Here is a 10,409-nt window from a genome sequence, read left to right as displayed (position 1 = left end):
ACAGCGTATGGGCGGGCGAGAGGCCGAAATCGCGGCTGTGCTTCTCGTAGATCGCGAGATCCGGCTTGATGAGGCCGATCTCGCCGGAGACCGTCACGCCGCGCGGCATGTCGAGGAAGGGAAACAGCTTGCGCGCTTCCTTGAACGTGTCGGCTGCGAAATTCGTCAGCATGGTCACGTCGCGGCCTTCCTGGATCAGCGCCTCCATGATCGCGACGCTCTCGACATAGGCGTGCGAGACCATTTCATGCCAGTATTTGCGGAAGGCGCGGATGTGCTCGGCCCGGTCGGGATGTGCTTCGATCAGGAGCGCTTCGGCATCCTCCCACTTGCGGCCGCGATCCTGCTCCAGGTTCCAGTCATGCGTGCAGACATTGGTGAAGAACCAGTTGCGCTGGGCATCGTCGGGAATGAGGCGGGTGAACGGGATATGCGGATCGTAATGGATCAGCACCTTGCCGATGTCGAAAACGATGTGGCGGATTTCGATGCTGGTCATGCGGTCCTCGTCTTTTCGAATGCGTCGGGTATGGCCTGTTTTATTGCCTTCTTCATGACGGTCGGCAGCGCCTCGCCGTCGAGTGTGGCCTTCGGCTGCCACCATCCGCCGCCCTTCACCGTGCCGCGCGGCACGAGCGAGCGATAGACGGAAAGGCGCAGCTCGAAATGCGTGAAGACATGGGTGACGGTGCCTGAAGCCTGCCAGTCGGCCGGGAAGGGAGCGGCGGTGGTGGCAGTGTCGCCGTCGATACGCGCCGTCCAGGCGCTGCCGGGCACTTCCGTCATGCCGCCGAGCAGGCCGCTCTCGATGCGTTTGCGCAGAAACACCGCACCATCCTCATCCTGCGCCACGAAGGCAGCCCCCAGTCGCACCGGCTTCTCCTTCTTCGCCGCCTTGCGCGGAAAAAGCTCGGGATCATCGCGGCCGAGCACGCGACAATCCGCATTGAGCGGGCAGAGCGCGCAGGCGGGCCGGCGTGGCGTGCAGATCGTGGCGCCGAGATCCATCATCGCCTGGGCGAAATCGCCCGGCCGGTCCTCGGGTGTCATCGCGGCGACCAGTGCCCGCATTTCCGGCTTCGCGGCGGGAAGCGGCGTTTCGATGGCATGGAGGCGCGAGATGACGCGCTCGACATTGCCGTCGAGCACGGCGCTTTTGCGATTGAAGGCGATGGCGGCGACGGCGGCGGCGGTGTAGTCGCCGATGCCGGGTAGGGCCTTCAGCCCATCCTCCGTATCGGGAAACACCCCGCCGTGCTCGAAGGCGACCGCCTCGGCGCATTTCTTGAGATTGCGCGCGCGGGCATAGTAGCCGAGCCCCGCCCAGGATTTCATCACATCCTCGTTGTCCGCCTTGGCAAGGTCCGTAACCGTTGGCCAGCGCGACGTGAACAGCGCGAAATAGGATTTGACCGCCTGTACCGTCGTCTGCTGCAGCATGACCTCCGACAGCCAGATGCGATAGGGATCGGGCCTCACCCCGGCCGCCGCCATCGGCGGGCTCACGCGCCAGGGCAGGTCGCGATGGTGCTTGTCGTACCAGGCGAGGATAAGGTCGGCGGGCGCCATGGTCCGATAAGCTTGGGTCATGATTTGCCTGAACGGGATCGAAGGGCCTATAACTGGCGGAGTGACGGGTGATCTTCAAGGTGCTTCGTTGCTGAAACAGGAATATTTTCCCTCCAGGGGTAAAACGTGAACACGAAAGCCCAGCAAAAGCCGCGTCGCGGCATCGTGCAGATCAGCGAGGTGGCCAATGGCCTCATCGATCCGGTGCTCGCCAAGCGCGCCGGCATCAACACGATGTTGCTCGGCTCGTGGGACGAGATCGCCGGTTCGGAATTCGCCGAATGCACAAGGCCGGAACGCATTGCCTGGCCGCGCCGCGCCTCCGAAATGGCGGGCGAGGGCGGCGGTTACCAGCCGGGCGTGCTGACCATCGCCTGCGAGGGCGCGCGGGCGCTCTTCCTCAGTCACCAGCAGGGCGAGATCATCCAGCGCATCAATGGCTTTTTCGGTTTTCCGGCGGTCAACCAGATCAAGATCGTGCAGAAGCCGGTGAGCATCCAGAGCAACCGCCGCCCGAAGCCGCGTCCGCTGACGGGGGCGGCCGCCCAGCATCTCGATCATCTTGTCGAAGGCATCGAGGGGGACGCGCTGAAGGCGGCGCTGAAGCGGCTCGGCACGGCGGTGCTCGGCCGGCGCAAATGAAGCGCGAAAGCGGGCTTCCACAACCATCGAACGGTCACAATTCTTTGAAGTTACTAGCCTTAACTCCGCTTGTTCCCGCCCCAAAGCAGGTATAACGGGAGAGCCGAGAGCAAATCCGGGTACGTGTCGGCATTTTCGCCCGGAATTGCGTCAAGAGATCTGAATTCCTATCCCTTCCCACAGGAGAGACCATGTCCCTTTCCGAAATGAGCCTGATGAAGCGCCTCTTCTCCGGCGTCGCCGTCGCCGCACTTGCCGTGACGCTGGCCGCATGCAGCGACGAGAAGAAGGAGACCGCCAAGGCTCCCGAGACCAGCCAGACGACGACGGAAAGCGCAAGCTCGACGCCGGCCACGTCGACGGAAACGAAGACCGAGACCGCCACGACGCCGACGACCACGACGACGGGCACGAGCACGGCGACCGGTACGGCTGCAACGACCACCACCACGACGACCGAAACCGCCCAGAAGCCTGCCGCCGAAGCCAAGGCTGCGGAAATCCCGACGTCCGAAGGCGATGTCGACATGGCGGAAGTGCTGAAGCCCGGCGCGCTGCCGGACATGGCGCTCGGCGAGGCGAATGCCCCCGTGACGATCGTCGAATACATGTCGACGACCTGCCCGCACTGCGCGGCCTTCCACAACAACACCTTCGACGCCATCAAGGCGAAGTATGTCGATGGCGGCAAGGTGCGCTTCATCGTGCGCGAATTCCCCTTCGATCCGCGTGCTGCCGCCGCCTTCATGCTGGCGCGCTGCAACCCGCAGGACACGACGAAGCTGACGGAAGCCGGCCAGTATTTCCCGATGCTCTCCATGCTGATGAAGCAGCAGGAAACCTGGGCCGCCGCGCAGGATGGCCGCGAAGCGCTGCTGCAGATGTCCAAACTCGCCGGTTTTACACAGGAGAGCTTCCAGGCCTGCTTGACGAACCAGAAGCTTCTGGATGATGTGAACGCGGTACGCGAGCGCGGTGCCAAGGATTTCGGCGTCGCGGCGACCCCGACCTTCCTGATCAACGGCAAGCGCTATTCGGGAGACATGTCGGTTGACACCATGTCGGCCCTCATCGACAGCATGCTCTGACCCTTCGACCGGTTTTGAAGCGGGCGACGGCGGAAGCCGTGCGCCCGCTTTTTGTTTTGCGTTGGTGCTGCCCCTCATCCCTCTTCCGGGACCTTCTCCCCGTGAACGGGGAGAAGGCGCAGAATGGCGCGCCCGTCGCTCCTCGCCCCGCTTGCGGGGAGAGGATGCCGGCAGGCAGGTGAGGGGCATTTTCCGCGACGCTGCAGGGTGGGCTCCCGCCCGCAGGTGTGCCCCATGAAGTTCACAAAACTCCGCCTGCTCGGCTTCAAGTCCTTCGTCGAGCCCTCCGAATTCGTCATCGAACGCGGCTTGACCGGCGTCGTCGGGCCGAACGGCTGCGGCAAGTCGAACCTCGTCGAGGCGCTGCGCTGGGTGATGGGGGAGAACTCCTACAAGAACATGCGCGCGTCCGGCATGGACGACGTCATCTTCTCCGGCTCCGGCAACCGCCCCGCCCGCAACACCGCCGAGGTCGGCCTCTATCTCGACAATTCCGACCGCACTGCGCCCGCGGCCTTCAACGATCAGGACGAAATCCAGGTCACGCGTCGCATCGGGCGCGAAAACGGCTCGGTCTACCGCATCAACGGCAAGGAGGCGCGCGCAAAGGATGTGCAGCTGCTCTTCGCCGACGCCTCCACCGGCGCCCGCTCGCCCTCGATGGTGGGGCAGGGCCGCATCGGCGAGCTCATCCAGGCAAAACCCCAGGCGCGCCGCCAGCTGCTCGAAGAGGCGGCCGGCATTTCCGGGCTGCATTCGCGCCGCCACGAGGCGGAGCTGCGCCTGCGCGCCGCCGAAACCAATCTGGAGCGGCTGGAGGATGTCACCTCGCAGCTCGAAAGCCAGATCGAAAGCCTGAAGCGTCAGTCGCGCCAGGCGAGCCGCTTCAAGATGCTCTCGGCCGATATCCGCCGCCACGAGGCGATGCTGCTGCATATCCGCTGGGTGCAGGCCAAGGAGGCCGAGGGCGAGGCCGAAAGCCAGCTCAACCAGGCCACCTCCATCGTCGCCGAGCGGGCGAATGCCCAGACGCACGCCGCCAAGGAGCAGGCCGTCGCCAGCCTGAAACTGCCGGAACTGCGCGAAAACGAGGCCAAGCTCGCCGCCGTGCTGCAACGCCTGCAGATCGCCCGCGCGCAGCTGGAGGAGGACGCCGCCCGGCTGCTGCGCCGCCGCGATGAACTCGGCCGCCGTTTGGCGCAGCTTGCCGAGGATATCGTGCGCGAAGAGCGCATGGTGGCCGACAATGCCGCCGTGCTGGACCGGCTGACGGTGGAGGAGGAGGAGATCGGCGACATCCTCGCCGAGGCCGACGAGCGCGCCGAAGCCGCCCGCGAGACGATGGACGAGGCCGCCGCAAAGCTTGCGGACAGCGAAGCGGCGCTCGCCGCCGTCACCGCCGAACGCGCGGAGGCCGCTGCCGTGCGCAACCAGCTGGAAAAGGCGATCCGCGATCTCTCGGAGCGCCATTTCCGCCTCGGCCAGCAACTGGATGCGCAGGCGCGCGACCTCGACGAGATGGATGCGCGCATCAATGCGCTGCCCGATCCGGAAGAGCGCCGCGCCGCCGTGCAGCTTGCCGAAGAGGCCCTGGAGGCGGCCGGCGAAATGCTGGTTGCCGTGGAAGAGTCGCTGGAGGAGGCGCGTTTTGCGGAATCCGCCCTGCGCGGCCCCGTCGATACCAGCCGCGCCCGCTTCGCCGGCATCGAGACCGAGGCGCGCACGATCCGGCGCATGCTGGAGGCCGGCGCCGCCGGCGGCTCCTTCGCGCCTGTCGTCGAGGATGTCGATGTCGATCGCGGTTATGAGACGGCCCTCGGCGCCGCGCTCGGCGACGATCTCGATTCCCCCGCCGACAGCGACGCGCCGGTGCACTGGCGTCTCTCCGGCGATGCCTCCGGCGATCCCGCGCTGCCATCCGGCGTCACCGCCCTGATCACCCACGTCCGGGCGCCAAAACTCCTACATCGCCGGCTGGCGCAGATCGGCATCGCCAGCAGCGTCGATGAAGCTTTGGCTCTGCTGCCGCAGCTGAAACCCGGCCAGCGTCTCGTCACCCGCGATGGCGCCGTCTTCCGCTGGGACGGCCATGTCACCGGTGCCGATGCGCCCAGTGCGGCGGCGCTGCGCCTCGAACAGAAGAACCGCCTCGCCGAACTCGAAACCGAACTGGAAGACGCCCGCGCAGCACTCGCCGACGCTGAAACCGATCTAGCCCGCGCCGGGGAGACGATCCGCGCGGAAACACAGCGCCAGCAGGCCGCCCGCGAAACGCAGCGCGCCGCCGCCCGCACGCTCGCCGAGGCCCGCGAGGCGCTGGAGGCCGCCGAGCGTGCCGCCGGCGATCTAATCCGTCGCCGCGCCGTCCTTGCGGAAACGCGTGCGCAGATCGAGGCGCAGGTGGATGAGGCCGCGACCGCGCTCGAGGATGCGCGCGGCGCGCTGGAGGACGCCCCCGATCTCGCCAATCTGGATCTTAGCCTGCGCACCCACGCGATGGATGTCGCCACCGACCGCGCGACGCTCGCCGAGGCCCGCGCCGCCCATGACGGCTTCGCCCGCGAAATGGCCGACCGCAAGCGCCGCCTGATGGCGATTGCCGCCGAGCGTGAGACCTGGAAGACCCGCGCCGCAAGCGCCGAAAACCACATCGCAACCCTGCGCGACCGCGAGGCGGAAGCGCGCGAGGAAATGGAAGAGCTGGCCGAAGCCCCCGACGAGATCGAGGACAAGCGCCGCGAGCTCCTGACCGGCCTGACCAATGCCGAGACCGCGCGCCGCGAGGCCGCCGATGCTTTGCAGGAAGCCGAAAATCGCCAGCGCGAGGCCGACCGCATCGCCGCCACCGCGCTTTCGCAGCTCGCTGAGTCCCGCGAGATCAGGGGCCGCGCGGAAGAACGCCTTGTCTCCGCCCGCGAGCGCCGTATCGAGGGCGAGGCCCGCATCCGCGAAGCCCTGTCCTGTGCGCCGCACGAGGCACTACGGCTGACCGGCCATCCCGCCGATGCGCCGCTGCCCGATCCGCGCGAACGTGAACGCGAACTCGACCGGCTGAAGATCGAGCGCGAACGGCTGGGCGCGGTGAACCTGCGTGCCGAGGAGGAGCAGAAGGAACTGACGGAAAAGCTCGATGCGCTCGTTGCCGAACGCGAGGATATCATCGAGGCGATCCGCAAGCTGCGCTCGGCCATCCAGAGCCTCAACCGCGAGGGCCGCGAACGGCTGCTCGCCGCATTCGACGTGGTCAATGTGCAGTTCCAGCGCCTGTTCACCCACCTGTTCGGCGGCGGCACGGCGGAGCTTCAACTGATCGAGAGCGACGACCCGCTCGATGCGGGCCTCGAAATCCTCGCCCGCCCGCCCGGCAAGAAGCCGCAGACCATGACACTGCTTTCCGGCGGCGAGCAGGCGCTGACTGCCATGGCGCTGATCTTCGCCGTCTTCCTCACCAATCCCGCGCCGATCTGCGTGCTGGACGAGGTGGACGCGCCGCTCGACGACCACAATGTCGAGCGCTACTGCAACCTGATGGACGAGATGGCGGCCTCCACCGAGACCCGCTTCGTCATCATCACCCACAACCCCATCACCATGGCCCGCATGAACCGCCTCTTCGGCGTCACCATGGCCGAGCAGGGCGTGTCGCAACTGGTGTCGGTGGATTTGCAAACGGCCGAGCAGCTGCGCGAGGCCTCCTGACGGGAACAAAACCTCGCCCGGTGCATTGATAAGCGCCTGCGCGTTCCTGCAGGCGAGACATGCAATTGGGGATCAATCGTGAGCAGAGACGCACTTTACATGGTCATCGGCGCCCTCATCGTCGTGGTGGCCGGGTTTTCCTATTATGCCTATCAGCAGGAAAAGAAGCCCGATGGGGTCGAGATCCGGGTGGATGAGAAGGGGCTTTCCATTGAGGGGAATTGATGGCGGCGGCCTTTGGCCATCGACCTATATCGCCTTCACATAATATTGCATCGCCGTCGCAATTTTGACGCAGTGCAGCAAAATTCCTATCGTGCCGCGTTTTCAACGGGATGGAGTTCCTGTAGATTGCGAAAACGCATTTGGGGAGGCGTCGATGGAGAAGTGGGTCTATACCTTTGGGGATGGTCGTGCCGAGGGCAGCGCTGCAGACAAGAATCTGCTGGGCGGCAAGGGTGCGAACCTCGCGGAAATGTGCAATCTCGGCCTTCCCGTGCCCCCCGGCCTCACCATCGTCACCGCCGCCTGCAATCACTATTATGACAACGGCCGCACCTTGCCGACCGGGCTGAAGGAGCAGGTCCGCGACGGGCTGCGCCATATGGAGGCGATCACCGGCCGCACCTTCGGCGATACGACGAAGCCGCTGCTGCTGTCGGTCCGTTCCGGCGCGCGCGCCTCCATGCCGGGCATGATGGACACGGTGCTGAACCTCGGCCTCAACGACCGCACCGTCGAGGCGCTCGGCCACGATGCCGGTGACGCCCGCTTCGCCTGGGACAGCTACCGCCGCTTCATCCAGATGTATGGCGATGTCGTCATGGGCCTCGACCACGAGGTCTTCGAAGAAATCCTGGAAGACGAGAAGGGCCGGCTCGGACACGAGCAGGACACCGAACTCTCTGCCGTCGAATGGCAGCATGTCATCGCGCGCTATAAAGAGATCATCCGCGAGGAGCTCGATGAGGAGTTTCCGCAGGATCCGGAAGTCCAGCTCTGGGGCGCCATCGGCGCGGTCTTCGCGAGCTGGATGAACGCCCGCGCCGTCACCTATCGCACGCTGCACAATATCCCCGCCGTCTGGGGCACGGCCGTCAATGTCCAGGCCATGGTCTTCGGCAATCTCGGCAATTCCTCCGCGACCGGCGTCGCCTTCACGCGCAACCCCTCGACGGGCGAGAACAAGCTCTACGGCGAGTTCCTCGTCAATGCGCAGGGTGAGGATGTCGTGGCCGGCATCCGCACGCCGCAGAACATCACCGAGGAGGCACGCCTCGCCTCGGGCTCCGACCGCCCCTCGCTGGAAAAGCTGATGCCGGAGGCCTTTGCCGAATTCCGCGGCATCTGCGACCGGCTGGAGCGGCACTACCGCGACATGCAGGATTTGGAATTCACCATCGAGCGCGGCAAGCTCTGGATGCTCCAGACCCGCTCGGGCAAGCGCACCGCCAAAGCCGCGCTGAAGATCGCCGTCGAGATGGCCGAGGGCGGGCTCATCAGCGAGGGCGAGGCCGTCTCCCGCATCGATCCCGCCTCGCTCGACCAGCTCTTGCACCCGACCATCGATCCGCGCGCGCGCCGCGATGTCATCGGCTCCGGCCTGCCGGCCTCGCCGGGCGCGGCGACGGGGGCGATCGTCTTCACCTCGGAAGATGCGGTGCAGGCTGAGGAGGAGGGCCGCAAGGTCATTCTCGTGCGCATTGAGACGAGCCCGGAAGACATTCACGGCATGCATGCCGCCGAAGGCATCCTGACGACACGCGGCGGCATGACCAGCCATGCGGCGGTCGTGGCGCGCGGCATGGGCACCCCCTGCGTTTCCGGCGCCGGCACGCTGCGTGTCGACCTGCGCAACGAGCTGCTGGTGGCGCAGGGTGTGACGCTGAGAAAGGGCGACGTCATCACCATCGACGGTTCCTCCGGCCAGGTGCTGAAGGGCGAGATCCCGATGTTGCAGCCCGAATTGTCGGGCGATTTCGGCCGCATCATGCAATGGGCCGACCGCACGCGCCGCATGAAGGTGCGCACCAATGCCGAAACGCCGGCGGACGCGCGCGCAGCGCGCTCCTTCGGCGCCGAGGGCATCGGCCTTTGCCGCACCGAGCATATGTTCTTCGAGGGCAGCCGCATCAATGTGATGCGCGAAATGATCCTCGCCGAGGACGAAGCCGGCCGCCGGGCGTCGCTCGCCAAGCTCCTGCCCATGCAGCGCTCGGATTTCGTCGAGCTGTTCGAGATCATGCACGGCCTGCCGGTGACCATCCGCCTGCTCGACCCGCCGCTGCACGAGTTCCTGCCGAAGACGGACGAGGAAATCGCCGAAGTCGCGACGGCGCTCGCCATCGACGAGGCCGTGTTGCGCCGCCGGGTGGATACGCTGCACGAATTCAACCCCATGCTCGGCCATCGCGGCTGCCGCCTGGCCATCTCCTATCCCGAGATCGCCGAAATGCAGGCCCGCGCCATCTTCGAGGCCGCCGTGGAAGCGGCAAAGACGACGGGCGCCGCCGTCGAGCCCGAGATCATGGTGCCGCTCGTCGGCCTCAAGGCGGAGCTGGATTATGTGAAGGCGCGCATCGAGGCCGTCGCCAAGGCCGTCATCGCCGAAAGCGGCGTGCCGATCAATTATCTCACCGGCACGATGATCGAGCTGCCACGCGCCGCTCTGCGCGCCCATGTCATCGCCGAATCGGCCGAATTCTTCTCCTTCGGCACCAACGACCTGACGCAGACGACCTTCGGCATTTCGCGCGACGACGCCTCGGCCTTCCTGTCGACCTATATCCAGAAGGGCATCGTCGAGCAGGATCCGTTCGTGCAGCTCGATTTCGACGGTGTCGGCGAACTCATCCGTATCGCCGCCGAGCGCGGCCGCCGCACGCGGGGCGATCTGAAGCTCGGCATCTGCGGCGAACATGGCGGCGACCCGGCCTCGATCCATTTCTGCGAGGATGCGGGGCTGGACTACGTGTCCTGTTCGCCGTTCCGCGTGCCGATCGCCCGGCTTGCGGCCGCGCAGGCGGCGTTCAACGGCAAGGGCTGATGTGACGCGAGATCAGTGACGCCGCCCGTGAACATAGATAACGCTCGGCTGGTTCCATAGGAACGGATCCATGCGCGCAGCGCGGAACTCGGCGCGACGGTCGAGATCGATGCGTTGCAGGCATTCCGCAAAGGCATCGGTGTTGGGGCGGAAGCCATAGGCGCGGCATTTGTTTTCATCATTGGCGCGCATTTCCGCTGCCGTCTGGCAGCCGGCGAGGAGAAGCGCGGTCGCGGCAAGGGCAGCGAAACGAATGAGAAACGTCGACATGGAAACTCCGGAAACTGTTATGCGACAGACCTAACGCATGTCGCCCGACAGTGTACAGCGCCTGTGCGATCACCGGGCCGGCGATCAGGCGGCGC

The 10,409-nt window shown here is 65.9% G+C and carries 8 protein-coding genes; 5 read left to right on the top strand and 3 right to left on the bottom strand.

Translation table 11 applies throughout. The features are described from left to right. Positions 1–499, bottom strand: a 499-nt coding sequence (locus tag ACOZKU_RS18590) for an HAD family phosphatase (protein WP_421580118.1), incomplete at its 3' end; no start/stop codon positions are given. Continuing rightward, positions 496–1,590: an A/G-specific adenine glycosylase gene (gene mutY, locus ACOZKU_RS18585; protein WP_421580117.1), complete on the bottom strand. Its 1,095-nt coding sequence runs from the start codon at positions 1,588–1,590 to the stop codon at positions 496–498. The genes mutY and ACOZKU_RS18590, both read right to left, overlap by 4 nt. 105 nt (positions 1,591–1,695) lie before the next feature. On the opposite strand from mutY, the gene ACOZKU_RS18580 reads away from it, so the two are divergent. The 5 genes from ACOZKU_RS18580 (at position 1,696) to ppdK (ending at position 10,044) form a co-directional block, all read left to right on the top strand. Continuing rightward, positions 1,696–2,211, top strand: a complete 516-nt coding sequence (locus ACOZKU_RS18580; protein WP_421580116.1) for a DUF721 domain-containing protein — start codon at positions 1,696–1,698, stop codon at positions 2,209–2,211. A 191-nt stretch (positions 2,212–2,402) separates the two neighbouring features. Next, positions 2,403–3,299, top strand: a complete 897-nt coding sequence (locus tag ACOZKU_RS18575) for a DsbA family protein (RefSeq protein WP_314087337.1) — start codon at positions 2,403–2,405, stop codon at positions 3,297–3,299. Positions 3,300–3,533: 234 nt separating this feature from the next. After that, complete coding sequence (locus tag ACOZKU_RS18570; protein ID WP_421580115.1) at positions 3,534–6,998, top strand: AAA family ATPase; 3,465 nt, start codon at positions 3,534–3,536, stop codon at positions 6,996–6,998. A 78-nt stretch (positions 6,999–7,076) separates the two neighbouring features. Next, entirely contained in the window at positions 7,077–7,223 is a 147-nt protein-coding gene (locus ACOZKU_RS18565) for a hypothetical protein (RefSeq protein ID WP_199564129.1), read from the top strand. Between the two features lie 154 nt (positions 7,224–7,377). Next, positions 7,378–10,044, top strand: a complete 2,667-nt coding sequence (gene ppdK / locus ACOZKU_RS18560) for a pyruvate, phosphate dikinase (protein ID WP_421580114.1) — start codon at positions 7,378–7,380, stop codon at positions 10,042–10,044. 12 nt (positions 10,045–10,056) lie between these two features. Here ppdK and ACOZKU_RS18555 read toward each other — a convergent pair whose 3' ends face one another. After that, positions 10,057–10,314 carry a hypothetical protein gene (locus ACOZKU_RS18555; RefSeq protein WP_421580113.1) on the bottom strand — a complete coding sequence of 86 codons (258 nt, stop codon included), beginning with the start codon at positions 10,312–10,314 and terminating at the stop codon, positions 10,057–10,059. Positions 10,315–10,409 lie beyond the last annotated feature (95 nt).

This window comes from Shinella sp. M31 (assembly GCF_049199205.1).
Lineage (GTDB): Bacteria > Pseudomonadota > Alphaproteobacteria > Rhizobiales > Rhizobiaceae > Shinella.
Note: the sequence above shows the minus strand (reverse complement) of the source record. Positions and strands in the feature narration are given on the sequence as shown.